Below are 25,301 nucleotides of genomic sequence, written 5' to 3'. Positions count from 1 at the left end.
AAATGAAGGACTAAACGCTAACCTGAGCGAAATCTTCGGCCAGCTCACATTCCGGGAACAGTGCGCGGCACTCTGCCAGCAGGCTTGCGCATCCCCGCACGTCGTAGCGCGAGCTGACATGGGTGACGATGAGCCGCCCTACGCCCGCGTCACGGGCAAGCTGCGCCGCCTGACGCGTGGAGCTATGGCCCCGGCTGTTGGCTTTCTCTTCCATCGCCGTTTCAAGCGTCGCTTCATGCACCATGACGTCCACGCCCTGAGCCAGCGTGAGCGCCGCCGGGCACGGGGCCGTATCGCCAAAAATCGCCAGTTTTTTGCCGGGCTGCGGTGCGGAGAGATAATCCTGACCGTTAATGACGCGTCCGTCATCCAGCGTGACGGTCTCTCCGTGCTTCAGACGCTGGAACAGCGGCCCGGGTTTTACGCCGTCGGCCATCAGCGCGGCGGCATCCAGCGCGCCGGGTTTATCATGCGCATCAATACGGTAGCCATAGCACTCCATAGGATGATTGAGCGGTTGAGCGGTAACCCGGTAATCCCCGTCATCAAAAACCAGGCCTTCGGCAATCTCAACGACCTCCAGCGGATAATCTGTCCATGACCCGCTCAGGCGTAGCGTAGTTTCAACAAATTCACGAATACCCGCTGGCCCGTAAATCGTCAGCGGGTTGGCGTTACCGGCCATCGAGCGGCTGCACAGCAGGCCGGGAAGGCCAAACAGATGGTCGCCATGCAGATGGGTGATAAAAATTTTATCCAGCTTGCCGGGGTGGTAAGCGGTGTGTAACAGCTGATGCTGTGTCCCTTCACCGCAGTCAAACAGCCACAGCCCGCCGCGGGTGGGATGCTTAAGATCCAGCAGGATCGCCGTCACGTTTCGTGAGCGGGTTGGCACGCCAGCGGACGTACCCAGAAAAATCAGTTCCATAACGCAATCAGCCCTTTGCCGAACGGGGAGGGGTTTAGTATAACGTGATGAACCCCAGGAAGGAGACTGACATGATCCAGTGGCAAGATTTACATCATAGCGACCTCACCGTTCATTCACTTTATGCGCTGCTGAAACTGCGCTGTGAAGTGTTTGTTGTAGAACAGACCTGCCCATATCAGGACATCGACGGCGATGACCTTGTCGGTGAGAACCGCCATATCCTCGGCTGGCGGGATAACGAGCTGGTGGCGTATGCGAGGATTCTGAAAAGCGAAGACGATTTTGAGCCCGTGGCGATCGGTCGCGTCATCATCAGCGGCAAGGCGCGCGGTGAAAAACTGGGCTATCAGCTGATGGAAAAAACGCTGGAGGCGTGCCATAAACAGTGGCCTGACAAGGCGTTATACCTCGGCGCGCAGGCGCACCTGCAGTCGTTCTATGCCCACTTTGGCTTCACGCCGGTAACGGAAGTGTATGACGAAGATGGCATTCCGCATATCGGTATGGCGCGGGAAACGAAGCAGGCGTAATGGCGAGTCGTTGGCTATAGTTAGCGGACTGGTGTACTAACATGGAGAAAAATATGTCATTTCAATCCTGGGATACCCGTATCGACGACGACCTGGCCTTACTGAGCGAAACGCTGGAAGAGGTGTTACGTTCCTCGGGCGACCCTGCCGATCAGAAATATATTGAGCTAAAAGCCCGTGCCGAGCAGGCGCTGCATGAAGTGAAAAACCGGGTCAGCCATGCGTCTGATACTTACTATTACCGTGCCAAAAAAGCGGTGTATCGTGCCGATGATTATGTGCATGAAAAACCGTGGCAGGGCATTGGGGTGGGTGCCGCCGTGGGGCTGGTACTGGGGCTGCTGTTAGCCCGTCGTTAAGCCGCTTAACCACTCCCTATACGTGGGTACTGCTATTTATGGTCAGTACCCCGTATAATACGAGGTTTTAACAGGGAGAGGTTCGCGTGAATTCGATTTTCCTCGCGTTGGAGCAACTGCGTACCCAGCTATCGCAAGCGTTACCCGCAGCACCCGGCATACGTCATTTCGACGTCTCTTTCCCGTTAAACGACGCCTTCGATCCCCTCGCCTGGCTGGGCGAGCAGCAGTGTTATCCGCAGTTTTACTGGCAGCAGCGTAACGGTGATGAAGAGCTGGCCGCGCTGGGGGCGGTCACCCAATTTTCCTCTCTGGCATTAGCCTCGCAGTTTTTGCGCGAGCAAAACGCGGCAAGTGATACCCGCATCTGCGGCCTGAACGCCTTTAATCCGGAGCAGGGCAGCCTCTTTTTACCGCGACTGCTCTGGCGACGCACCGCCGGCAACGCCACGCTGCGCCTGCAGCTCTGGAGCGACCGCTCGCTTGTGGAGGATGCCCGCGTCGCGCTGGATTTTTTACAGCAGCTCCGTCCTGCGAGATCTATCCGTCCGCTCTCCGTGCAGGTTGAGCACGAAACCCATCAGCCGCAGCAGGCCGAATGGCTGAAGCTTATCCGCAGGGCGACGGAGACCATCGCGCGCGGTGATTTTGAAAAAGTGGTTCTCGCCCGGGCAACCGATCTGCAGTTCACGCAGCGCGTTAACCCCGTTGCGCTGATGGCGGCCAGCCGCGCCCTGAATTTACACTGCTACCATTTCTGCATGGTGTTCAACGCCAGCAACGCGTTTCTCGGCTCTACGCCCGAGCGTCTCTGGCGACGGCGCGGCAAGCTGCTGCGCACGGAAGCGCTTGCTGGCACCGTCGCCAGCCATACCGAAGATAGCCAGGCGCAGCGTCTCGGCGAGTGGCTGCTGAATGATGATAAAAACCAGCGCGAAAATATGCTGGTGGTGGAAGATATCTGCCAGCGTCTTCAGCGCTCTACGCAGACGCTTGAGGTACTGCCCCCCCAGGTGGTACGCCTGCGTAAGGTGCAGCATTTGCGCCGCTGTATCTGGACCGAGCTCAAACAGGCCGATGACGAGCAGTGTCTGCTCATGTTACAGCCGACCGCGGCCGTTGCTGGATTACCCCGACAGCCCGCGCGCGAGTTTATCCAGAAGGTTGAACCCTTTAACCGCGAGTGGTACGCCGGTTCGGCCGGGTATTTATCCCCCGAACAGAGTGAGTTCTGCGTGGCGCTGCGCTCCGCGCGCGTTCAGGAGGACTCCCTGCGGCTCTACGCCGGCGCCGGTATTGTCAGCGGATCTGACCCGGAGCAGGAGTGGCAGGAGATTGAAAATAAAGCAGCCGGATTGCGCTCTCTGCTCCTAAGGGATTAATACAGATTCGCGCAATCCCGATTCATATCAAAATTCCAATTTTTTCTATTATTTATACTGTGTCGCATTCTTGATACCGGACAATCTCATGTCAGTAAGTTCTTTTAACCGACGCTGGGCGGCGGTGATCCTTGAAGCCCTGACGCGCCATGGCGTCAGGCACGTGTGTATTGCACCGGGTTCTCGCTCAACGCCGCTGACGCTGGCGGCCGCAGAAAACCGGGCGTTCATTCACCACACCCACTTTGATGAACGCGGCCTCGGGCATCTTGCGCTGGGTCTGGCGAAAGTCAGCAAAGAACCAGTGGCGGTGATCGTCACCTCCGGTACCGCCGTGGCGAACCTCTATCCGGCCCTGATTGAAGCCGGGTTAACGGGTGAAAGAGTGATCTTACTGACGGCCGATCGTCCCCCTGAGCTTATCGACTGCGGTGCCAATCAGGCCATTCGCCAGCCGGGGCTCTTTTCTTCGCATCCTTCGCAGACGATTTCGTTACCGCGTCCCACCCAGGATATTCCGGCAAGCTGGCTGGTCTCCACCGTCGATCACGCCGTGGAGACGTTGCGCAGCGGGGCGTTGCATATCAACTGCCCGTTTGCCGAGCCGCTGTACGGCGAGATGGACGACACGGGTCTTGACTGGCAGCAGTCTCTCGGCGACTGGTGGCAGAGTGAAAAACCGTGGCTGCGCGAGCAGACGCATCTTGAGAGCGCGAAACAGCGTGACTGGTTCTTCTGGCGGCAGAAGCGCGGCGTGGTGATTGCCGGGCGCATGAGCGCTGCCGAAGGCAAGCTGGTTGCCGAATGGGCGCAAACCCTTGGCTGGCCGCTGATAGGCGACGTGCTTTCCCAGACTGGCCAGCCGCTGCCGTGCGCCGACCTCTGGCTGGGTAATGCCAAAGCGGTCACCGAGCTTGCGCAGGCGCAGATTGTGGTCCAGCTTGGATCGAGTTTGACCGGCAAACGCTTACTGCAGTGGCAGGCCACCTGCATGCCGGAAGAGTACTGGCTGGTGGATTCCCTGGAAGGGCGGCTTGACCCGGCGCACCACCGCGGCCGTCGTCTGGTCAGCAGCATCGACGCCTGGCTGACGCTTCATCCGGCTGAAAAACGCAAGCCCTGGGCTGTGGCCATCCCGGACCTTTCGCGCCAGGCGTGGGAACTGACCAAAGCGCACTGTGAAGCGTTTAGCGAAGCCGGGCTGGCGCACCGCATTCGCCAGTGCCTGCCTGAACAGGGGCAGCTGTTTGTCGGCAACAGCCTTGTCGTGCGGCTGATTGACGCGTTTTCGAAGCTGCCCGCGGGCTACCCGGTGTACAGCAATCGCGGTGCCAGCGGCATCGACGGGCTGATCTCCACGGCGGCGGGCGTGCAGCGCGCCAGCGCGAAATCGACGCTGGCGATCGTGGGCGATCTCTCCGCGCTCTACGATCTCAACGCGCTGGCGCTGCTGCGTCAGGCGTCAGCCCCGTTTGTGCTGATTGTGGTCAACAACAACGGCGGGCAGATTTTCTCCCTGTTGCCAACGCCCCAGAGCGAGCGCGAGCGCTTCTATCTGATGCCGCAGAACGTGCAGTTCGAACACGCCGCGGCGATGTTTAGCCTGAAATACCATCGCCCGGAAAGCTGGGAACAGCTGGACGCGGCGTTAAGCAGCGCCTGGAAACAGCCGGGCGCAACGCTGATTGAGCTGGTGGTGAACGAGGCTGACGGTGCGCAGGCCCTGCAAAGCCTGCTGGCGCAGGTGAGCCACCTGTGATCCTCTCTGGCGTGCAGCAGGCTGGCAAACCAGGCTATCCCTGGCTGGTCTTTTTGCACGGTTTTTCAGGCGACCGCCGCGAGTGGCAGAGGGTCGGTGAAGGGCTCAGCGATTATCCCCGGCTGTATCTGGATTTGCCGGGTCACGGTGGATCCCGAAATCTGGGCGTGACGGGGTTTGACGAGATGAGCGCGTTGCTCACCCGAACCCTTCTTAGTTACAACATACTTAAATTCTGGCTCATCGGGTACTCCCTCGGCGGCCGCATTGCGATGTTTCATGCCTCCCAGCAGCCGAAGGGGCTGCTCGGGATGATTGTTGAAGGTGGACATCCGGGCCTGCAGGATGCCGATGCGCGAAATGCGCGGCTGGCGTCTGACCGCCGCTGGGCAACGCGTTTTCGCACCGAACCGCTGGATAAAGTGTTCGCTGACTGGTACCAACAGCCCGTGTTCGCCTCCCTTACGGACGCCCATCGCGAGGCGCTGATTACCCTGCGCAGCCAGAACAACGGCGAGACGCTGGCTATGATGCTCGAGGCGACCTCGCTGGCCGTGCAGCCGGATTTGCGTGCCGCGCTTAGCGCACGCGATTTCTCTTTTGACTATCTCTATGGCGAACGGGATGAGAAGTTCGCGGCCCTTGCCGCGGAAGTGAACGCCGTTCGCCATGCCATTCCCAATGCCGGACACAACGCCCACCGGGAAAACCCCGATGCGGTTATCGCGAGTCTGGCTCAGATACTGCGTTATCGAATAAAGGACACTCTATGATCTATCCTGATGAAAACATGCTTTACGCCCCGGTTGAATGGCAGGACTGCTCCGAAGGCTACACCGACATTCGTTACCACAAATCCGCCGACGGCATTGCCAAAATCACCATCAACCGTCCGCAGGTGCGTAACGCCTTCCGTCCGCTGACCGTGAAAGAGATGATTCAGGCCCTGGCGGATGCGCGCTACGACGACAACATCGGCGTGATTGTCCTGACCGGCGAAGGCGATAAAGCGTTCTGCTCCGGCGGCGATCAGAAAGTGCGCGGCGACTACGGCGGATACCAGGACGATGCGGGTACCCACCACCTGAACGTCCTCGATTTCCAGCGTCAGATCCGCACCTGTCCAAAACCGGTGGTGGCGATGGTGGCGGGCTACTCCATCGGCGGCGGTCACGTGCTGCACATGATGTGCGATCTGACCATTGCCGCCGAGAACGCCATCTTCGGCCAGACCGGTCCGAAAGTAGGCTCCTTCGACGGCGGCTGGGGCGCCTCGTATATGGCACGCATCGTCGGGCAGAAAAAAGCCCGCGAAATCTGGTTCCTGTGCCGTCAGTACAACGCTCAGGAAGCGCTGGATATGGGCCTGGTGAATACCGTGGTACCGATTGCCGATCTCGAAAAAGAGACCGTTCGCTGGTGCCGCGAAATGCTGCAAAACAGCCCGATGGCGCTGCGCTGCCTGAAGGCCGCTCTCAACGCCGACTGCGACGGTCAGGCGGGTCTGCAGGAGCTGGCGGGCAACGCCACCATGCTGTTCTACATGACCGAAGAGGGTCAGGAAGGGCGCAACGCGTTTAACGAAAAACGCCAGCCGGACTTCAGCAAATACAAACGGAATCCGTAATGCGTCGCGCGCAGGTTTACCGCTGGCAGATACCGATGGACGCGGGCGTGGTGCTGCGTGAACGGCGGTTAAAAAACCGTGACGGCTTATTCGTGCATCTGCAGCAGGACGAGCGGGAAGGCTGGGGCGAGATTTCGCCTCTGCCGGGCTTTAGCCTGGAGTCGCTGGATGACGCGCAGTTAGCATTGCTGGCGTGGGCTGACGCGTGGCGTGAGGGCGCGGATCCGGCGTTGCCGGACGTGCCTTCTGCAGCTTTTGGCATCAGCTGCGCGCTGGCGGAGCTGGACAGTAGCCTGCCTGAAGAGGCTAACTACCGCGCGGCACCGCTCTGCACGGGCGATCCTGACGAGCTGTTCGCGCTGCTCTCCGCCATGCCGGGCGAGAAAGTGGCGAAAATTAAAGTCGGTCTCTACGAAGCGGTGCGCGACGGAATGGTCGCTAACCTTCTGCTGGAGGCGATCCCCGACCTTCATCTGCGTCTGGACGCTAACCGCGCCTGGACGCCGCTCAAGGCGCAGCAGTTTGCAAAGTACGTCAACCCGGCGTACCGCAGCCGCATTGCCTTTCTCGAAGAACCCTGCAAAACCCGCGACGATTCGCGCGCGTTTGCCCGCGAAACGGGGATAGCCATCGCCTGGGATGAAAGCCTGCGAGAGGACGATTTTGAATTTATCGCCGAGCCCGGCGTCAGCGCGGTGGTGATTAAACCGACGCTGACCGGCAGCCTGGCGAAGGTGCGCGAGCAGGTCGCGGCAGCGCACGCCTCGGGGCTGACGGCTGTCATCAGCTCGTCGATTGAGTCCAGCCTTGGGCTGACCCAGCTGGCGCGCATTGCCGCCTGGTTAACGCCGGATACGATCCCCGGCCTCGACACGCTGAACCTGATGCAGGCCCAGCTTATCCGCACGTGGCCGGACAGCGCGCTGCCGTGCCTCGACGTCACGGCGCTGGAGCCGTTGTTATGAGTTTTACCGACTGGCCGTGGCGGCACTGGCGCGCGCAGTTTGCTGATAAACCGGCCCTGAGGCTGAACGACGAGGTGCTCAGCTGGCAACAGCTGTGCGCCCGCGTCGACCGCCTTGCGGCAGAGTTTCACCTGCAGGGCGTGGAGGAGGGCAACGGCGTGCTGCTGCTGGCCCATAATTACCCGCAAACCCTGCTGGCGTGGCTCGCGCTGCTCCAGTGCGGGGCGCGTATTCTTCCCGTTAATCCGCAGCTGCCTCGCCCGCTGCTGGACGTGTTGCTTCCGCAGATGACGCTGCGCTTTGCGCTGGTGCTGGACGGTACCTTTGACGGTCTTCCTGGTCTGAGCATGCGCGAGCATGCGGGGGAATATTGCGTTGCGTGGCAGCCGGCGCGGCTGGCGTCGATGACGCTAACCTCCGGCTCCACCGGGCTGCCGAAAGCGGCGGTGCATACCTGCGACGCCCATCTCGCCAGCGCGCGCGGCGTGCTGGCGCTGATGCCCTACGGCGAAGATGACGACTGGCTGCTTTCGCTGCCGCTGTTTCACGTTTCCGGGCAGGGGATTTTATGGCGCTGGCTGCAGGCCGGCGCGCGGTTAACCGTGCGCGAGAAACAGCCGCTGGCGCAGGCGCTGCGCGGCTGTACCCACGCCTCGCTGGTGCCGACCCAGCTCTGGCGCCTGCTTAATACCCACCAGCCTGTCGCACTGAAAGCGGTGCTGCTGGGCGGGGCCGCCATCCCTGTTGAATTGACGCAGCAGGCGCGCGAGCAGGGGATTCACACCTTCTGCGGCTACGGCCTGACCGAGTTTGCCTCTACCGTCTGCGCGAAAGCGGCGGACGGCGAGCCGGACGTAGGCTATGCGCTGCCGGGCAGAGAGGTGCAGGTGGTTGACGGTGAAGTCTGGATCCGGGCAGAGAGTATGGCCTCAGGCTACTGGCGGGACGGCGAACTAGTTCCGCTGACCAACGCGCAGGGATGGTTCGCCACCCGCGATCGCGGTGAATGGCATGACGGTCGCCTGACGATCCTGGGCCGCATGGACAACCTCTTTTTTAGCGGCGGAGAAGGGATCCAGCCGGAGAGCCTTGAGCGCGTTATCGCCCGCCATCCGCAGATTAACCAGGTGTTTATCGTCCCGCTGGACGACGCCGAGTTTGGACAGCGTCCGGTGGCGGTGGTGGAGTGCGAGCCGGGAACGGATATCAGCTGTTTACCTGACTGGGTCAGGGATAAGGTGGCGCGTTTTGAGCAACCCGTCCGCTGGCTGCTGTTGCCGACCGAACTCAAAAATGGCGGCATTAAAGTCTCGCGCCGCGCGTTGCAGCAATGGGTGAACGCCTCGCTGAAGGGATAATAGCCGTTTCAAATAATTACAATCTACTGACCTGCCGCACGCAGAGTGCTTGATCCCCGGGAGACTCCGGTTAAAATCTCGCGGTTTTGGGACTTCTTTATAATAATTGTGTGGGATCACGACAATGAAAAAAGTGGCATTAGTGGGCTTCGGCCTGATGGTTGTATCTGCGGCGGCTAACGCCATCAGCATTAACGGCTCGGCGGGTCAGGATTATACCCACCTGGGCTTTGGCATGGGTACCGAGACATCCGGTCTGGCGATGACCGGCGGCTGGACGCATAACGATGACGACGGCGACGCGGCGAGCCTCGGCCTGGGTCTGAACGTTCCTCTTGGCCCGTTCCTGGCAACCGTCGGCGGTAAAGGTATCTATACCAACCCAAATGACGGTGACGAAGGGTACGCGGCGGCAGTGGGCGGCGGCCTGCAGTGGAAAATTGGCGACAGCTTCGGCCTGTTTGGTGAGTACTACTATTCGCCGGATTCCCTCTCAAGCGGTATCGAGAGCTATGAAGAGGCCAACGCCGGCGCGCGCTGGACCATCATGCGTCCGATTACCATCGAAGCGGGCTATCGCTATCTGAACCTGGCCGGTAAAGACGGCAACCGCGACAACGCGCTGGCCGACGGCCCGTACGTGGGCGTCAGCGCAGGCTTCTAATCACTCCGGCGCGGCGTTCTGTCGCGCCAGTTTCTCTCTTCTCCACCCCGCGTTTGCGCTATAGTGTTTTGACCAAATAAGCGGGAGAACATAATGATTAACGTGGAGATGTTATCCACCGGCGACGAAGTGCTGCATGGACAAATTATCGATACCAATGCTGCCTGGCTTGCCGATCTTTTCTTTGAGCAAGGATTACCGTTAACGCGCCGCAATACCGTGGGCGACAATCTTGAGTCGCTGGTCGCTATTCTGCGCGAGCGCAGCGAACAGTGCGACGTGCTGATTGTGAACGGCGGGCTCGGCCCCACCGGTGACGATCTCAGCGCGCTGGCCGCCGCCACCGCAAAAGGCGAAGGGCTGGTGCTGCACGAAGCGTGGCTTTCGCAGATGGAGCGCTTTTTCTCCGAACGTGGCCGCGTCATGGCCCCCAGCAACCGCAAACAGGCTGAAATTCCCGCCAGCGCCGAGCTGGTCGATAACCCGGTGGGTACCGCGTGCGGGTTTGCCATGCAGCTGAACCGCTGCCTGATGTTCTTCACGCCGGGCGTGCCCTCAGAATTTAAAGTGATGGTCGAGCAGCAGATCCTGCCGCGCCTTCGCGATCGTTTTACCCTGCCTGAACCGCCGCTGTGCCTGCGTCTGACCACCTTTGGCCGCTCGGAAAGCGATCTGGCCCAGAGCCTTGACCCTCTCCCGCTGCCGCCGGGCGTCTCCATGGGCTACCGCTCCTCCATGCCGATCATTGAACTCAAGCTGACAGGCCCGGCCGAGCAGAAAGAGGCGATGCTGGCCCTGTGGCCCGAGGTGCAGCGCGTAGCGGGCGAAAGCCTGATCTTTGAAGGGACGGAAGGGCTGCCCGCGCAGATTGCGACGCATCTGCAGTCGCGTCAGCTGAGCGTGACCTTAAGCGAGCAGTTCACCGGTGGCCTGCTGGCGCTGCAGCTGTCGCGCGTCAACGCGCCGCTGCTGGCCAGCGAAGTGGTGCCGTTCCAGCAGGAGACGCTGGCGCAGACCGCCCGCTGGGCTTCAGAGAGAAGGGTGAAGCATTTTGCCGGTCTGGCGCTGTTCGTCGGGGGGCTGGACGAGGAATACCTTAACTTCGCGCTGGCGACGCCGGAAGGCACCTGGGCCCTGCGGGTAAAAATGAGCATCACCCGCCACAGCCTGGCGGTGCGTCAGGAGGTTTGCGCCATGATGGCGCTGAACATGCTGCGCCGCTGGCTGAATGGCAAAGAGGTTGCCAGCGAGCACGGCTGGATTAACGTTGTCGAGTCGCTGTTCATCGAGTAAAACCTGTGCCGGGGCCTTTCGCCCCGGCACTGTTTAGCCCAGCGCCTTCGCCAGCAGGGTGATTGGATGTTCGCAGCGCTTGCTGGTGGACATCTCAATCTGCCACTTGCAGGTTTCGCAGTCCGTTACCACGATATCCGCGCCGCTCTCTTCAATCTGACGGAACAGCGGGGCGCCAATCGCCTGTGACGTTTCGTAGTTTTCACGCTTAAAGCCGTAGGTCCCCGCAATCCCGCAGCAGCGCGAATCCAGCACCGTCAGCTCCAGGCCTGGAATTAATCGCAGCAGCTCAAGCGTATAGAGCGACCAGCCCATCTTCTCCATATGACACGGCGTGTGATACACCACTTTCAGCGGTAATGTCTTCAGCGGCAGCGTCTGTCCGCCGTCCAGCTTGCGCCACAGGAAGCGCGTCGCCAGCTCGATGTGCTCGCGCAGGCCGGCGTTATCCACGTCCAGCAGATGCGGGTACTCGTCGCGCAGGGTGAAGGTACAGGTGGACGAGGTCGCCAGTACCGGAATGCCTTTATCGACAATCGCTTCGCGCAGGGAGGTGACATTGCTCTGAGCCTGCCTGCGCGCTTTATCGGTAAACCCGTTGGCGATCAGCGGTACGCCGCAGCACTTCTCTTTGTTCAGTAGCTGAACGCCCGTTCCCATGGCGTTCAGCACTTTCAGCAGGTCTTTACCCAGCTGCGGATGGTTGTAATTCACATAGCAGCCGTGGAAGAAGGCCACCTGGTCGGCGTACTGCGCCTGTTCCGCCGCGACGGACTTGTACCAGCTGCGGAAGGTGCCGTGAGAATATTTCGGCAGGCTGCGGTGATGGTCTATCTTCAGCGTGGCATCCAGCAGCTGGCGCACCGGCTTGAGCGAGGTTGCGGCATTCACCAGCGGGGCAAACGGCGTCGAGACGCTGCCCATCAGATCGGTATGGCTCAGGATCGCGTCCCGCAGCGTCGGCTTTTGCGTGCTGTAGCGCGCCCGGGCGCGCTGGATGATATCGCCGATTTTAACATCCGACGGGCAGGCGACTTCGCAGCGTTTGCAGTTGATGCAGTATTTCAGCGCCTCGTCGTACAGCTTGCCGTCTTTCAGACGCAGACGCTCGCCGTCCGGCCCGGCCTGTTTCGGGCCAGGATAGCGTGGGTTCACGCCGCTGACCGGGCAGACGGTGGTGCACACCGTGCATTTAATGCAGCTTTCAAAACGGGTGTCGTTCATTGTTCAGCCTCCGTGCGCTGGCTAATCTGCTCTGCCACATACAGCGCCGTGACGGCGCAGACCCCGCCACCGCATCCCTGAGCAATGGGATCGTACCCGCCCAGCAGCGAGCCGATGGCAAAGAGATTACTGACGGGCTTACCGGAAAGTTGCGGATGCAGCTGGCTATCGACAATCACGCCGAACTGCTGCCATGGCTGCGGCGAGAAGAAATCACTTTGATACCAGTCCGCGCGGGAGGCACGCTGGCGAACATCCAGCCCCATAATGGCTTCCCGGATGCCCTCCCGGCTGCTCAGCAGCCCGTTGCTGAAGAAGCTGCCGCTTGCCAGCACCGTATAGCGGGCACGAAGCGGAATATCGTCGTGGTTGCGCGTCCAGATCTCGCTCACCGCGCCGTCGGTCAGGGTGATTTTTTTCACCTCATCGCCCGCCATCCACACGCCGCCCTGCGTGACAAACTGGCGCTGGAGCTGGGTATGCAGGCGAATGCCGGGCACGGAAGGGGGCAGCGTGGGCAGCAGGCCGAGCGAGCAGGGCAGCCGATCCGAGAGCCAGCGCCAGAGCCGGTTGTCGCGTAAACCAAAGCAGGCGGGCATCAGCAGGGCGTCGCAGCCGTCGCTGAGCGGCCTGAGCGCGTCATACAGCAGCTGCCATTTGTCCTCGTTATCCAGAAAACGGGCGATATTCACCGCGCGAAACTCGCTCGGGTTATCGCGCAGGACATCAAGCTCAGGCAGCTCTATCTCTGCCGTTTCGGCGTTAACGCCCTGGCGACAGAGCGACGCCGCCGCGAGATGGGGCTGAAAATCCAGAAAACCGCTAATACCCACGACCCGCACGCGCGCGGCATTGAAGGGTGCAACGGGTACCTCCTCCGGGCTGAGCCAGGCAGAGCGCAGGGTGCCGAGCGGCGTGACGCGCTGGTGATTGAGCCGGGCGCTTCCCTTCAGACGCGCGCCGCAGTCCGCCAGCAGCGCTTCGGTTTCCAGCGCAAAGCGGTCAATATGCTGGGCGCCAATCAGGTGATACGGGTGCTCCGGCGGCAGCTTATCGCGGTACGCTTCGTCCACCAGATCCAGCGAGCCCGACGAGAAGTGCAGGGCGCTCTGGCCCCGGGTGATAATGGCGCAGCGCAGCCCCTGCTTCGAGAGCTTGATGCCGCAGAGCAGGCCTGCCAGCCCGCCGCCGACGATGACGGTATCAAATTTCATCGCGTTGCTCCTTCTCAAGACCGCAAAGCCCCTGGTAGACCCAGCGGGTAAATTCGCTTTCGCGCAGGGCATCGCCCCAGGCGACAGGCTGAATGCCTTTCCAGCGCTCGTTTAAAAACGCGCTGAGCTGATCGAGCGACTGGGTGGCGGTAGTGGTGTGAAAACGCTGCAGCAGCCCGGCGGCACGACAGGCGCACAGCTCGCCCTGACAGGTCCCCATTCCCACGCGGGTGCGTCGGCGAAGATCGAGCAGGCTTGTGACCGTCAGGCTCTCCACCGCGTACTGCACCTCACCGGCGGTGACGGCTTCGCACTCGCACACCAGGCTGCGGCTCAGGCGTCCTTCACCGAGCCACTGCGGCGTTCTGTCGCCGTGGCGGTAAATCGCGGACCCGCGCAGCGGCGCGGGCAGGGAGATAATTTTTTGCAGCGTTTTTTCGGTGGACTGCCGCGAGCCGGGCAGGGCTTGCTCTGCCGTCACGCACCGTTCGGTATTGCCCAGCTTGCGGCAGACGGCATCGGTCGCCCACTCGGCCATCAGGCGGTAGGTCATCAGCTTGCCGCCGGTGATGGTGATAAACCCGTCCATGCCGTCGCGCTCGGCGTGATCGAGCAGCACGATGCCCCGGCTGACGTTACGCCCGCTCGGATCGTTATCGCTGGCGACCAGCGGACGCACGCCCGCGTAGGCGCGCAGAATACGCGTCTGGGCCATCACCGGCGCGAGTTTTTCCCCTTCGCGCAGCAGGATGTCGACCTCTTCGGCGGTCACGCGGTTGTAGTCAATCTCGCTGTAGTCCACGTGGTTTGAGGTGGTACCGATTAACGAAATGGTGTCGCCCGGGACGAGGATATCGGCGTCGGACGGTTTGCGGCAGCGGTTGATCACGTGGTTATTGATGCGGTGGTCGAGGATCAGCAGCGAGCCTTTTGCCGGGAACATGCGCACCGACAGATCCGCGTATTCCGCGATGCGCTGCCCCCAGATCCCCGCCGCGTTGACCACCACGGCGGCATACAGCTCGCTGTGTTCGTTATATTGCGTATCGAGGATCCGCACGCCGCAGATGCGATTCCCCTCGCGGATAAGCCCGGTCACTTCGTGCCCGGTCAGGATGCGCGCGCCATGCTCGCGGGCGTCCAGCATATTGGCGGCGGTCAGGCGGAAGGGGTCAACGGTGCCGTCAGGCACTTTCACCGCGCCGATAAGCGCCGGGTTAACAGACGGTTCCAGCCGCCGCGCCAGCGCCGGGTCCATTGCCTCCGCCTGAATGCCCGCCGCAGTGCAGGCGGTAATAAAGGTGTCCTGAAAGGCGAGGTCATCTTCGGGAAGAGTAATAAAGAGGCCGTCGGTTGGCTCAATGCAGTGGCGGGCGATACGCTTGAGGATCTGGTTTTCAGCAATACATTCGCGCGCGGATTCACCGTCGGTCACCGCGTACCGCGCGCCGCTGTGCAGCAGGCCGTGGTTACGCCCGGTAGCGCCCGTGGCAATATCGTGGCGCTCCAGCAGCGTGACGCTTAAGCCGCGAAGGGCGCAGTCGCGTGCGATCCCGGCGCCGGTTGCGCCACCGCCAATGATTATCACATCGCTGTAGCGAGGATCGTGAATGGTCATTGTTTACCCTCTATGTTCGTTTTTTATCATTTAGCCATATCAATAGTGTGGTTTGTTTGATTTCGAACATAAACGCGCGAAATTCGAAAGTGAAACGTGATTTCATGCGCTTTTTTGCGCATTCTGTCATATTTCTGTAACAATTTGTGCGTTGATTCACAGTAACAATCACCGTGATTTCTTAACATCCCCGCCTCTGGAATTCAGGTGCGAGCCACCTGCTCATTCAATTCAAGGCCACGGAGGCTGTTATGCTCAGTATCTTCAAACCTGCGCCGCATCGGGCGCGTCTGCCAGAGGCAGAAATTGATCCGCTATACCGCCGTCTGCGCTGGCAAATTTTCCTGGGGATCTTCTTCGGGTACGCGGCGTACTACCTTGTACGTAAAAACTTTGCGCTCGCCATGCCGTATCTGGTGGAGCAGGGCTTCTCCCGCGGCGATCTGGGGTTCGCGCTGTCGGGGATCTCAATCGCCTACGGTTTTTCCAAATTCATCATGGGTTCCGTATCGGATCGCTCGAATCCGCGCGTGTTCCTGCCCGCCGGCCTGATCCTGGCGGCCGCGGTCATGCTGTTCATGGGCTTTGTGCCGTGGGCGACGTCCAGTATTGCGATTATGTTCGTCCTGCTGTTCCTCTGCGGCTGGTTCCAGGGGATGGGGTGGCCGCCGTGCGGACGCACCATGGTGCACTGGTGGTCGCAGAAGGAGCGCGGCGGCATCGTGTCGGTGTGGAACTGCGCGCATAACGTGGGGGGCGGTATTCCGCCGCTGCTCTTCCTGCTGGGGATGGCCTGGTTCAATGACTGGCACGCTGCGCTGTATATGCCTGCCTTTGGCGCCATCGTCGTGGCGATTATCGCCTTCGCGCTGATGCGCGATACGCCGCAGTCCTGCGGCCTGCCGCCGATTGAAGAGTACAAAAACGACTATCCGGATGATTACAGCAAAGAGCACGAAGAAGAGCTGACCGCAAAACAGATCTTCATGAAGTACGTCCTGCCGAACAAGCTGCTGTGGTACATCGCGGTAGCGAACGTGTTCGTTTATCTGCTGCGCTACGGCATTCTGGACTGGTCCCCGACCTACCTGAAAGAGGTGAAGCACTTCGCGCTGGATAAATCCTCGTGGGCCTATTTCCTGTATGAATATGCCGGGATCCCGGGCACGCTGCTTTGCGGCTGGATGTCGGACAAGGTGTTTAAAGGTAACCGCGGCGCGACGGGCGTGTTCTTTATGACCCTGGTCACTATCGCGACTGTCGTGTACTGGCTCAACCCGCCGGGCAACCCATCAGTAGACATGGCCTGCATGATCGTCATTGGCTTCCTGATTTATGGTCCGGTAATGCTGATCGGTCTGCACGCGCTGGAGCTGGCACCGAAAAAAGCGGCAGGCACGGCGGCAGGCTTTACCGGTCTGTTCGGCTATCTGGGCGGTTCGGTCGCGGCGAGCGCCATAGTGGGCTACACCGTTGATTTCTTCGGCTGGGACGGCGGCTTTATGGTGATGATCGGCGGCAGCGTGCTGGCGGTACTGCTGCTGATTGTTGTGATGATCGGTGAGAAACGCCACCACGCGGAAGTGCAGGCTCGTCGTCAATAAGGAGCATTGCGATGAAATTATCTTACGTAACAACCGGCCTGCTGCTGGCGGGCCTGATGACAGGTTCCGCGCTGGCGGCGGATAAAATCGTTATCGCCCACCGCGGCGCCAGCGGCTATCTGCCGGAGCATACGCTACCTGCGAAAGCGATGGCCTATGCCCAGGGCGCGGATTATCTGGAGCAGGATCTGGTGATGACGAAGGACGACCAGCTGGTCGTCCTGCATGACCACTATCTGGACCGCGTGACGGATGTGGCGGAGCGATACCCGGACCGCGCGCGAAAAGATGGCCGCTACTACGCCATTGATTTCACCCTGGCGGAGATCCGTTCCCTGAAGTTTACCGAGGGCTTCGAGATTGAAAACGGCAAGAAGGTGCAGGTCTATCCGGGACGTTTCCCGATGGGCAAATCTGACTTCCGGATCCATACCTTCCAGGAAGAGATTGAGTTTGTTCAGGGGCTGAACCACTCAACCGGTAAAAATATCGGCATCTACCCGGAGATCAAAGCGCCGTGGTTCCACCATCAGGAAGGGAAAGACATTGCCGCGAAGGCGCTGGAGGTGCTGAAACAGTACGGCTACACCAGCAAGAAGGATAAAGTCTACCTGCAGTGTTTTGACGCCGCCGAGCTGAAGCGCATCAAAACCGAGCTGGAGCCGAAGATGGGCATGAACCTCAATCTGGTGCAGCTGATTGCCTATACCGACTGGAATGAAACCCAGGAGAAGCAGCCGAACGGCAAGTGGGTGAACTACAGCTACGACTGGATGTTTAAGCCGGGCGCGATGAAGCAGATTGCGCAGTACGCCGATGGCATCGGGCCGGATTACCACATGCTGGTGGCGGAAGGCTCAGCGCCGGGCCACGTGAAGCTGACGGCGATGGTGAAAGAGGCGCACGCCAGCAAGATGCAGGTGCATCCGTATACCGTGCGTGCAGACCAGCTGCCGCCGTATGCCACGGACGTGAATCAGCTTTATGAGGTGTTGTATAACCAGGCGGGCGTGGACGGACTGTTTACGGATTTCCCGGATAAAGCGGTCGAATTCATTCACCGGAAGTAGGTTTGGCAGGTCGGGTAAGGCGAAGCCGCCACCCGACATTCAGGCTCTGCGGCTTGATGCCCTCACCTTAACCCTCTCCCACCGGGAGAGGGGATACGGACAACATCACATTTCGATCTCAATATCGCCTTTTGCCCGGCAGCAGCAGGGCAAAATTTCCCCTTCGTTGATAAAGGCCAGCGGCTCGGTCAGCCAGTCCACCTGGCCGGCGACCAGACGGCAGCGGCAGGAGCCGCAGTAGCCGGAACGACACTGGTACTCTACTTCTACCTGATGCGCCTCAAGCGCCACCAGCAGAGAAGGGTGCTCCTCCCGACACAGCACCTCAGTGCCGGAAAGACTTAACGTGACGCGTGACATCAGAGCTGGAAGTTGCTCAGGTCGTCGGTGTTGACTTCAGAATCAATCTGACCGACCAGATAAGAGCTCACTTCCACTTCCTGCGGCGCAACCTGCACGTTATCGGACACCAGCCAGGTGTTGATCCACGGGATTGGGTTAGAGCGCGTCTGGAACGGCAGGTCGAGACCGACGGCCTGCATGCGGATGTTGGTGATGTACTCAACGTACTGGCACAGGATGTCTTTGTTCAGGCCAATCATGGAGCCGTCGCGGAACAGGTAGTCTGCCCACTCTTTCTCCTGCTGAGCCGCCAGCACGAACAGGTCGTAGCACTCCTGCTTGCACTCTTCGGCGATTTCCGCCATCTCCGGATCGTCCGTACCGCTGCGCAGCAGGTTCAGCATGTGCTGGGTACCTGTCAGGTGCAGGGCTTCATCGCGGGCGATCAGACGAATGATTTTGGCGTTGCCTTCCATCAGCTTGCGCTCGGCAAAGGCGAAGGAGCAGGCAAAGCTCACGTAGAAGCGGATCGCTTCCAGCGCGTTGACGCTCATCAGGCACAGGTACAGCTGCTTTTTCAGCGCGCGCAGGTTAACGGTAACGGTTTTACCGTTCACGTTGTGGGTGCCTTCGCCCAGCAGATGCCAGTAGCTGGTCATCTGGATCAGCTCGTCGTAGTAGTGGGCAATGCCTTCCGCGCGCTTCTGGATCTGCTCGTTGGTGACGATATCGTCAAACACCACCGCCGGATCGTTCACGATGTTGCGGATGATGTGGGTGTAAGAGCGGGAGTGGATCGTCTCGGAGAACGCCCAGGTTTCCACCCAGGTTTCCAGCTCAGGAATGGAGATCAGCGGCAGCAGCGCCACGTTCGGGCTACGACCCTGAATGGAGTCCAGCAGCGTCTGGTACTTCAGGTTGCTGATGAAGATATGTTTTTCGTGATCCGGCAGCGACTGGTAATCAATACGGTCGCGGGAAACGTCCACTTCTTCCGGGCGCCAGAAGAAGGAGAGTTGCTTTTCGATCAGCTTTTCGAAGATGTCATATTTTTGCTGATCGTAGCGTGCCACGTTGACCGGCTGGCCGAAGAACATCGGCTCTTTGAGCTGGTCGTTTTTCGTCTGTGAAAAGGTGGTATATGCCATGAGTGTGTCCTGTCTTACGAAATAAAGGCGGGGATATCCCCGCCCTTCATTAGATCTTACATGCGCCGCTTTCGCAGCCATCGTCCTGAATTGACGGTACCATGTCGTCCTGCGCGTCTTCTGCACCGTCACGGGTGTTGTGATAGTACAGCGTTTTCACGCCAAATTTGTAGGCGGTGAGCAGGTCTTTCAGCAATTGCTGCATCGGTACCTTGCCGGACGGGAAGCGAGTCGGGTCATAGTTGGTATTGGCAGAGATCGACTGGTCGATAAACTTCTGCATGATACCTACCAGCTGCAGGTAGCCGTCGTTGTTTGGCATTTCCCACAGCAGCTCGTAGTTGTTGCCCAGCGTTTCGTAGTCCGGTACGACCTGACGCAGCACGCCGTCTTTCGACGCTTTAATGCTGACGTGTCCGCGCGGCGGTTCAATACCGTTGGTGGCGTTAGAGATCTGCGAAGAGGTCTCGGACGGCATCAGGGCAGAGAGCGTAGAGTTACGAAGGCCGTGGGTCTTGATGGACTCGCGCAGGCCTTCCCAGTCGAGATGCAGCGGCTCGCTGACGATTGCATCCAGGTCTTTCTTGTAGGTGTCGATTGGCAGAATGCCTTTCGCGTAGGTGGTTTCGTTGAACCACGGGCACGCGCCTTGCTCTTTCGCCAGCTCGTTAGAGGCTTTCATCAGGTAGTACTGAATGGCTTCGAACGTCTGGTGCGTCAGGTTGTTAGCGCTGCCGTCAGAGTAACGCTTGCCGTTTTTCGCCAGCCAGTAGGCGAAGTTGATCACGCCGATACCCAGGGTACGGCGGCCCATCGCACCGCGTTTAGCGGCCGGGATTGGGTAATCCTGGTAGTCCAGCAGGGCGTCGAGTGCGCGAACCGCCAGCACGGCCAGCTCTTCCAGCTCGTCCAGGCTCTTAATCGCGCCCAGGTTGAACGCGGACAGCGTACACAGCGCGATTTCGCCGTTTTCGTCGTTCACGTCTTCCAACGGTTTGGTCGGCAGGGCGATCTCCAGGCACAGGTTAGACTGGCGCACTGGCGCAACTACTGGATCAAACGGGCTGTGGGTGTTGCAGTGGTCCACGTTCTGGATGTAGATACGGCCGGTAGAGGCACGTTCCTGCATCATCAGGGAGAAGAGGTCTACCGCCTTCACGCGCTGCTTACGGATGCTGTCGTCTTTTTCGTATTTGGTGTACAGACGCTCGAACTCGTCCTGATCGGCAAAGAACGCGTCATACAGGCCCGGAACGTCGGACGGGCTGAACAGCGTGATGTCTTCGCCTTTCAGCAGACGGGTGTACATCAGCTTGTTGATCTGCACGCCGTAGTCCATGTGACGCACGCGGTTGCCTTCAACGCCGCGGTTGTTTTTCAGGACCAGCAGGCTTTCCACTTCCAGGTGCCACATCGGGTAGAACAGGGTCGCAGCACCGCCGCGCACGCCGCCCTGAGAGCAGGATTTTACTGCCGTCTGGAAGTGTTTATAGAACGGAATACAGCCGGTGTGGAACGCTTCACCGCCGCGAATCGGGCTGCCTAGCGCACGAATGCGACCGGCGTTGATGCCGATACCGGCACGCTGGGAAACGTATTTCACGATGGCGCTGGAGGTGGCGTTGATGGAATCCAGGCTGTCACCACACTCGATCAGTACGCAGGAGCTGAACTGACGGGTTGGGGTACGCACGCCAGACATGATTGGCGTCGGCAGAGAAATCTTGAACGTGGATACCGCATCGTAGAAACGCTTCACGTATTCCAGACGGGTGTCACGCGGGTAGTTAGAGAACAGGCAGGCGGCCACCAGAATATAGAGGAACTGGGCGCTTTCGTAGATCTCACCGGTTACACGGTTCTGAACCAGGTATTTGCCTTCGAGCTGCTTCACCGCCGCGTAGGAGAAGTTCATGTCGCGCCAGTGATCGATAAACCCGTTCATCTGCTCGAACTCTTCTTCCGTATAGTCTTCCAGCAGATGCGTGTCGTATTTGCCCAGCTCAACCATTTTGACTACGTGATCGTAAAGCTTCGGCGGCTCAAACTGGCCGTAGGCTTTTTTACGCAGATGGAAAATCGCCAGACGTGCAGCGAGGTACTGATAATCCGGTGCTTCGCGGGAGATGAGGTCTGCCGCTGCTTTAATGATTGTTTCGTGGATATCAGACGTTTTGATACCGTCGTAGAACTGAATGTGAGAACGCAGTTCAACCTGGGAGATAGATACGTTGTTCAGTCCTTCTGCTGCCCAGTCGAGAACTCGATGGATTTTGTCCAGATTGATACGCTCGGTAGTACCGTCGCGCTTTGTCACCAGCAGACTCTGATTCATGTGGGTTTTACCTGTCCGTGAAATAAAAAATATCCCCCGCTTATCCACAGATCCGTCTTGTGACTAACTCTGTGGATAAATACTACATATAGGGGGTTTGCGATAAGATAAACGCTATATGGTGAGTATTCTAGTATCGAATCATTTCAGCACAAGGGTTGATTTTGACGTTAAATTGAGGTTGTGAAAGGGTAAAAAAGGCTAAGTCCTCGTACTGTAAGGCCTGGAAGACATGTCAATAATTAAGAAAAAAAATTCAAAATTTGATCGAGTGCTGATTTCTTCAACGGGAGGTCAGAATTGCGCAACATGATGTCGCGCAATCTTTATAAGAATAACGAATGACGTTAGTCGTTTTTGGCGGTTGTGTGCAACATATAGTTAACATCAACGCCCGGTGCGAGTTTGAATTTATCGGTCAGCGGATTGTAGTGCAGGCCGGTGATGTGCTGCTCTTTGAGCCACGTCTGGTCAACCCAGCCTAACAACTCCGCAGGCTTAATGAATTTCTTCACGTCGTGCGTCCCTTTCGGCACCATGCGCAGCACATACTCCGCGCCGACGACGGCCATCAGCCAGGCTTTACCGTTACGGTTGATGGTTGAGAAGAAGACCTGGCCGCCCGGTTTCACCAGTTTTGCACAGGCGTGCACCACCGACTGCGGATCGGGAACGTGCTCCAGCATCTCCATGCAGGTCACCACATCGTACTGATGGGCGTGTTTTGCCGCGTGCTCTTCCACGGTTTCCTGCACATATTCCACCTGTATGCCGGACTCCAGCGCGTGAAGGCGGGCAACCTGCAGCGGTTCAAAGCCCATATCCAGGCCCGTAACATTCGCCCCTTCGCGCGCCATGCTCTCAGCCAGGATGCCGCCGCCGCAGCCGACGTCGAGCACTTTCTTACCGAACAGACCGCCGGAACGCTCCGCGATATAGCCCAGACGCAGCGGGTTAATGCGATGCAGCGGTTTGAACTCACCTTCGAGATCCCACCAGCGGGACGCCACCGCTTCAAATTTGGCAATCTCTTCGTGGTCAACGTTGTGAGCCACCGGGGATTTTTCGGCATTCATGGGCGCTTTTACTCCTTATTTAGCAAGACAAAGGAGTATATCAGGCAATCCCCGTGAATAAAGCGTATAGGTTTACCTCAATCACCTCGGCTGTGTTATAATTTGCGACCTTTGAATCCGGGATACAGTAGAGGGATAGCGGTTAGATGAGCGACCTTGCGAGAGAAATTACACCGGTTAACATCGAGGAAGAGCTGAAGAGCTCCTATCTGGACTATGCGATGTCGGTCATTGTTGGCCGTGCGCTGCCGGACGTCCGCGATGGCCTTAAGCCGGTACACCGTCGCGTACTATACGCCATGAACGTATTGGGCAATGACTGGAATAAAGCCTATAAAAAATCTGCCCGCGTCGTCGGTGACGTTATCGGTAAATATCACCCGCATGGTGATACCGCCGTTTATGACACCATCGTTCGTATGGCGCAGCCATTCTCCTTGCGCTACATGCTGGTAGATGGTCAGGGTAACTTTGGTTCAGTCGACGGCGACTCCGCTGCGGCGATGCGTTATACGGAAATCCGTATGTCGAAAATCGCTCATGAGCTGATGGCCGACCTGGAAAAAGAGACCGTTGATTTCGTCGATAACTACGACGGCACCGAGCGCATCCCAGATGTGATGCCAACCAAGATCCCGAACCTGCTGGTTAACGGTTCGTCCGGTATCGCGGTCGGTATGGCAACCAACATTCCGCCGCACAATATCACCGAGGTGATTAACGGCTGCCTGGCCTATATCGACGATGAAGACATCAGCATTGAAGGGCTGATGGAACACATCCCGGGCCCGGACTTCCCGACGGCGGCGATCATCAACGGTCGTCGCGGTATTGAAGAAGCGTACCGCACCGGCCGCGGCAAGATTTATATCCGTGCCCGCGCCGAAGTGGAAGCGGACGCTAAAACCGGCCGTGAAACCATCATTGTTCACGAGATCCCGTATCAGGTGAACAAAGCGCGTCTGATTGAAAAAATCGCCGAGCTGGTAAAAGAAAAACGCGTTGAAGGCATCAGCGCGCTGCGTGACGAGTCTGACAAAGACGGTATGCGCATCGTGATTGAGATCAAACGCGACGCGGTGGGTGAGGTTGTGCTGAACAACCTGTATTCCCAGACTCAGCTTCAGGTCTCCTTCGGTATCAACATGGTTGCACTGCACCATGGTCAGCCGAAGATCATGAACCTGAAAGAGATCCTGAGCGCGTTCGTGCGTCACCGCCGTGAAGTGGTGACCCGTCGTACCATCTTCGAACTGCGCAAAGCGCGCGACCGTGCGCACATCCTTGAAGCGCTGGCGGTTGCGCTGGCCAACATCGACCCGATCATCGAACTGATTCGTCGTGCGCCGACCCCGGCGGAAGCGAAAGTCGGCCTGATTTCCCGTCCGTGGGATCTGGGTAACGTCGCCGCGATGCTGGAACGTGCGGGCGATGACGCAGCGCGTCCAGAGTGGCTGGAACCTGAATTCGGCGTGCGTGATGGTCAGTATTACCTGACTGAACAGCAGGCTCAGGCGATTCTGGATCTGCGTCTGCAGAAACTGACCGGCCTTGAGCACGAAAAACTGCTCGACGAATACAAAGAGCTGCTGGAACAGATTGCTGAACTGCTGCATATCCTGGGCAGCGCAGAGCGCCTGATGGAAGTGATCCGTGAAGAGCTGGAGCTGGTCCGCGATCAGTTCGGCGATGCACGCCGCACCGAAATCACCGCGAACAGCTCTGATATTAACATTGAAGATCTGATCAACCGCGAAGACGTGGTGGTCACCCTGTCTCACCAGGGCTATGTGAAGTATCAGCCGCTGACCGACTACGAAGCACAGCGTCGTGGCGGTAAAGGCAAGTCTGCAGCTCGTATTAAAGAAGAAGACTTTATTGACCGCCTGCTGGTGGCGAACACCCATGACACGATCCTCTGCTTCTCCAGCCGCGGTCGTCTGTACTGGATGAAAGTTTATCAGCTGCCGGAAGCGAGCCGCGGCGCGCGTGGCCGTCCAATCGTTAACCTGCTGCCGCTGGAAGCGAACGAACGAATCACCGCCATCCTGCCGGTACGCGAGTACGAAGAGGGCGTGAACGTCTTTATGGCGACCGCCAGCGGTACCGTGAAGAAAACCGCGCTGACCGAGTTCAGCCGCCCACGTTCCGCCGGTATTATCGCGGTGAACCTGAACGAAGGCGACGAGCTGATCGGCGTAGATCTGACCTCCGGTTCTGATGAAGTGATGCTGTTCTCTGCGGCCGGTAAAGTGGTGCGCTTTAAAGAGAACGCTGTCCGTGCGATGGGTCGTACCGCTACGGGCGTTCGTGGTATCAAACTGGCTGGCGAAGACAGCGTTGTTTCTCTGATTATTCCGCGCGGTGAAGGGGCTATCCTGACCGTGACGCAGAATGGTTACGGTAAACGTACGGCGGAAGGGGAATACCCAACCAAGTCTCGCGGCACGCAGGGCGTTATCTCTATCAAAGTGACCGAGCGCAACGGTTCCGTTGTGGGCGCGGTGCAGGTAGACGATGCCGACCAGATCATGATGATCACCGATGCCGGTACGCTGGTGCGTACCCGCGTGTCTGAGATCAGCGTGGTGGGGCGTAACACCCAGGGCGTGATCCTCATCCGTACAGCGGAAGATGAAAACGTGGTGGGTCTGCAGCGTGTTGCTGAGCCGGTGGATGACGAAGAGCTCGATTCCATCGACGGTAGCGTTGCGGAAGGCGATGATGATATCGCGCCGGAAGCCGACACCGACGATGACGTAGCGGATGACGCTGACGAGTAATGTCTCCTGATGCAAAAAA

21 protein-coding genes are annotated in these 25,301 nt (G+C 59.0%); 13 read left to right on the top strand and 8 right to left on the bottom strand.

The genetic code is table 11. The features are described 5' to 3' along the window. Nucleotides 1-10 precede the first annotated feature (10 nt). On the bottom strand, nucleotides 11-928 hold the full coding sequence (gene rbn, locus ACJ69_RS11690; RefSeq protein ID WP_059347085.1) for a ribonuclease BN: 918 nt from the start codon (nucleotides 926-928) through the stop codon (nucleotides 11-13). 71 nt (nucleotides 929-999) lie between these two features. Here rbn and ACJ69_RS11685 point away from each other — a divergent pair, with 71 nt between their 5' ends. From ACJ69_RS11685 to ACJ69_RS11640, 10 genes are all read left to right on the top strand, one after another. Beyond that, nucleotides 1,000-1,461 (top strand): GNAT family N-acetyltransferase, encoded by a 462-nt coding sequence (locus tag ACJ69_RS11685; RefSeq protein ID WP_059347084.1) that lies wholly within the window; start codon nucleotides 1,000-1,002, stop codon nucleotides 1,459-1,461. Nucleotides 1,462-1,514: 53 nt separating this feature from the next. Beyond that, nucleotides 1,515-1,820, top strand: coding sequence for a stress response protein ElaB (elaB, locus tag ACJ69_RS11680; protein WP_008500219.1), 306 nt, complete (start codon nucleotides 1,515-1,517; stop codon nucleotides 1,818-1,820). Between the two features lie 86 nt (nucleotides 1,821-1,906). Beyond that, nucleotides 1,907-3,202, top strand: a complete 1,296-nt coding sequence (gene menF / locus ACJ69_RS11675) for an isochorismate synthase MenF (RefSeq protein ID WP_059347083.1) — start codon at nucleotides 1,907-1,909, stop codon at nucleotides 3,200-3,202. Between the two features lie 88 nt (nucleotides 3,203-3,290). Next, complete coding sequence (gene menD / locus ACJ69_RS11670) at nucleotides 3,291-4,961, top strand: 2-succinyl-5-enolpyruvyl-6-hydroxy-3-cyclohexene-1-carboxylic-acid synthase (protein ID WP_059347082.1); 1,671 nt, start codon at nucleotides 3,291-3,293, stop codon at nucleotides 4,959-4,961. Then, nucleotides 4,958-5,734, top strand: a complete 777-nt coding sequence (gene menH / locus ACJ69_RS11665) for a 2-succinyl-6-hydroxy-2,4-cyclohexadiene-1-carboxylate synthase (RefSeq protein WP_054829672.1) — start codon at nucleotides 4,958-4,960, stop codon at nucleotides 5,732-5,734. The genes menD and menH overlap by 4 nt, the downstream gene beginning before the upstream one ends. Beyond that, complete coding sequence (gene menB / locus ACJ69_RS11660) at nucleotides 5,731-6,588, top strand: 1,4-dihydroxy-2-naphthoyl-CoA synthase (RefSeq protein WP_029740930.1); 858 nt, start codon at nucleotides 5,731-5,733, stop codon at nucleotides 6,586-6,588. The genes menH and menB overlap by 4 nt, the downstream gene beginning before the upstream one ends. Then, nucleotides 6,588-7,553 (top strand): o-succinylbenzoate synthase, encoded by a 966-nt coding sequence (menC, locus tag ACJ69_RS11655; RefSeq protein WP_059347081.1) that lies wholly within the window; start codon nucleotides 6,588-6,590, stop codon nucleotides 7,551-7,553. Before menB ends, menC begins: the two co-directional genes overlap by 1 nt. After that, complete coding sequence (menE, locus tag ACJ69_RS11650) at nucleotides 7,550-8,911, top strand: o-succinylbenzoate--CoA ligase (protein WP_059347080.1); 1,362 nt, start codon at nucleotides 7,550-7,552, stop codon at nucleotides 8,909-8,911. Before menC ends, menE begins: the two co-directional genes overlap by 4 nt. 124 nt (nucleotides 8,912-9,035) lie before the next feature. Next, nucleotides 9,036-9,575 (top strand): YfaZ family outer membrane protein, encoded by a 540-nt coding sequence (locus tag ACJ69_RS11645; RefSeq protein WP_029740927.1) that lies wholly within the window; start codon nucleotides 9,036-9,038, stop codon nucleotides 9,573-9,575. 93 nt (nucleotides 9,576-9,668) lie between these two features. After that, entirely contained in the window at nucleotides 9,669-10,868 is a 1,200-nt protein-coding gene (locus ACJ69_RS11640; protein ID WP_023312520.1) for a nicotinamide mononucleotide deamidase-related protein YfaY, read from the top strand. 33 nt (nucleotides 10,869-10,901) lie between these two features. Here ACJ69_RS11640 and glpC read toward each other — a convergent pair whose 3' ends face one another. The 3 genes from glpC to glpA are packed head-to-tail and all read right to left on the bottom strand — an operon-like array spanning nucleotide 10,902 to nucleotide 14,924. Continuing rightward, nucleotides 10,902-12,092: an anaerobic glycerol-3-phosphate dehydrogenase subunit GlpC gene (gene glpC, locus ACJ69_RS11635; RefSeq protein WP_054829670.1), complete on the bottom strand. Its 1,191-nt coding sequence runs from the start codon at nucleotides 12,090-12,092 to the stop codon at nucleotides 10,902-10,904. After that, nucleotides 12,089-13,306 carry a glycerol-3-phosphate dehydrogenase subunit GlpB gene (glpB, locus tag ACJ69_RS11630; protein WP_059347079.1) on the bottom strand — a complete coding sequence of 406 codons (1,218 nt, stop codon included), beginning with the start codon at nucleotides 13,304-13,306 and terminating at the stop codon, nucleotides 12,089-12,091. The genes glpC and glpB overlap by 4 nt, the downstream gene beginning before the upstream one ends. After that, on the bottom strand, nucleotides 13,296-14,924 hold the full coding sequence (gene glpA, locus ACJ69_RS11625; RefSeq protein WP_059347078.1) for an anaerobic glycerol-3-phosphate dehydrogenase subunit A: 1,629 nt from the start codon (nucleotides 14,922-14,924) through the stop codon (nucleotides 13,296-13,298). The genes glpB and glpA overlap by 11 nt, the downstream gene beginning before the upstream one ends. A 251-nt stretch (nucleotides 14,925-15,175) precedes the next feature. Here glpA and glpT point away from each other — a divergent pair, with 251 nt between their 5' ends. Both glpT and glpQ read left to right on the top strand, forming a co-directional pair. Beyond that, nucleotides 15,176-16,528 (top strand): glycerol-3-phosphate transporter, encoded by a 1,353-nt coding sequence (gene glpT / locus ACJ69_RS11620; RefSeq protein WP_029740922.1) that lies wholly within the window; start codon nucleotides 15,176-15,178, stop codon nucleotides 16,526-16,528. Nucleotides 16,529-16,539: 11 nt separating this feature from the next. Continuing rightward, nucleotides 16,540-17,598, top strand: coding sequence for a glycerophosphodiester phosphodiesterase (glpQ, locus tag ACJ69_RS11615; protein ID WP_054829669.1), 1,059 nt, complete (start codon nucleotides 16,540-16,542; stop codon nucleotides 17,596-17,598). A gap of 105 nt (nucleotides 17,599-17,703) precedes the next feature. Here glpQ and yfaE read toward each other — a convergent pair whose 3' ends face one another. From yfaE to ubiG, 4 genes are all read right to left on the bottom strand, one after another. Beyond that, the gene (gene yfaE, locus ACJ69_RS11610) at nucleotides 17,704-17,958 is read right to left on the bottom strand and encodes a class I ribonucleotide reductase maintenance protein YfaE (protein WP_008500234.1); all 255 of its coding nucleotides are present in this window, start codon (nucleotides 17,956-17,958) and stop codon (nucleotides 17,704-17,706) included. Continuing rightward, nucleotides 17,958-19,088, bottom strand: coding sequence for a class Ia ribonucleoside-diphosphate reductase subunit beta (gene nrdB, locus ACJ69_RS11605; RefSeq protein WP_029740920.1), 1,131 nt, complete (start codon nucleotides 19,086-19,088; stop codon nucleotides 17,958-17,960). Before nrdB ends, yfaE begins: the two co-directional genes overlap by 1 nt. A gap of 49 nt (nucleotides 19,089-19,137) precedes the next feature. Next, nucleotides 19,138-21,423, bottom strand: coding sequence for a class 1a ribonucleoside-diphosphate reductase subunit alpha (nrdA, locus tag ACJ69_RS11600; protein WP_023312513.1), 2,286 nt, complete (start codon nucleotides 21,421-21,423; stop codon nucleotides 19,138-19,140). Nucleotides 21,424-21,770: 347 nt separating this feature from the next. Next, a complete protein-coding gene (gene ubiG, locus ACJ69_RS11595; RefSeq protein ID WP_029740919.1) occupies nucleotides 21,771-22,499 on the bottom strand; it encodes a bifunctional 2-polyprenyl-6-hydroxyphenol methylase/3-demethylubiquinol 3-O-methyltransferase UbiG in 729 nt (242 codons plus the stop codon). A gap of 146 nt (nucleotides 22,500-22,645) precedes the next feature. Here ubiG and gyrA point away from each other — a divergent pair, with 146 nt between their 5' ends. Continuing rightward, nucleotides 22,646-25,282 (top strand): DNA topoisomerase (ATP-hydrolyzing) subunit A, encoded by a 2,637-nt coding sequence (gene gyrA / locus ACJ69_RS11590; RefSeq protein ID WP_032659126.1) that lies wholly within the window; start codon nucleotides 22,646-22,648, stop codon nucleotides 25,280-25,282. Nucleotides 25,283-25,301 lie beyond the last annotated feature (19 nt).

Origin of the sequence: Enterobacter asburiae (assembly GCF_001521715.1) — a bacterium.
Classification (GTDB): Bacteria; Pseudomonadota; Gammaproteobacteria; order Enterobacterales; family Enterobacteriaceae; genus Enterobacter; species Enterobacter asburiae.
Note: the sequence above shows the minus strand (reverse complement) of the source record. Positions and strands in the feature narration are given on the sequence as shown.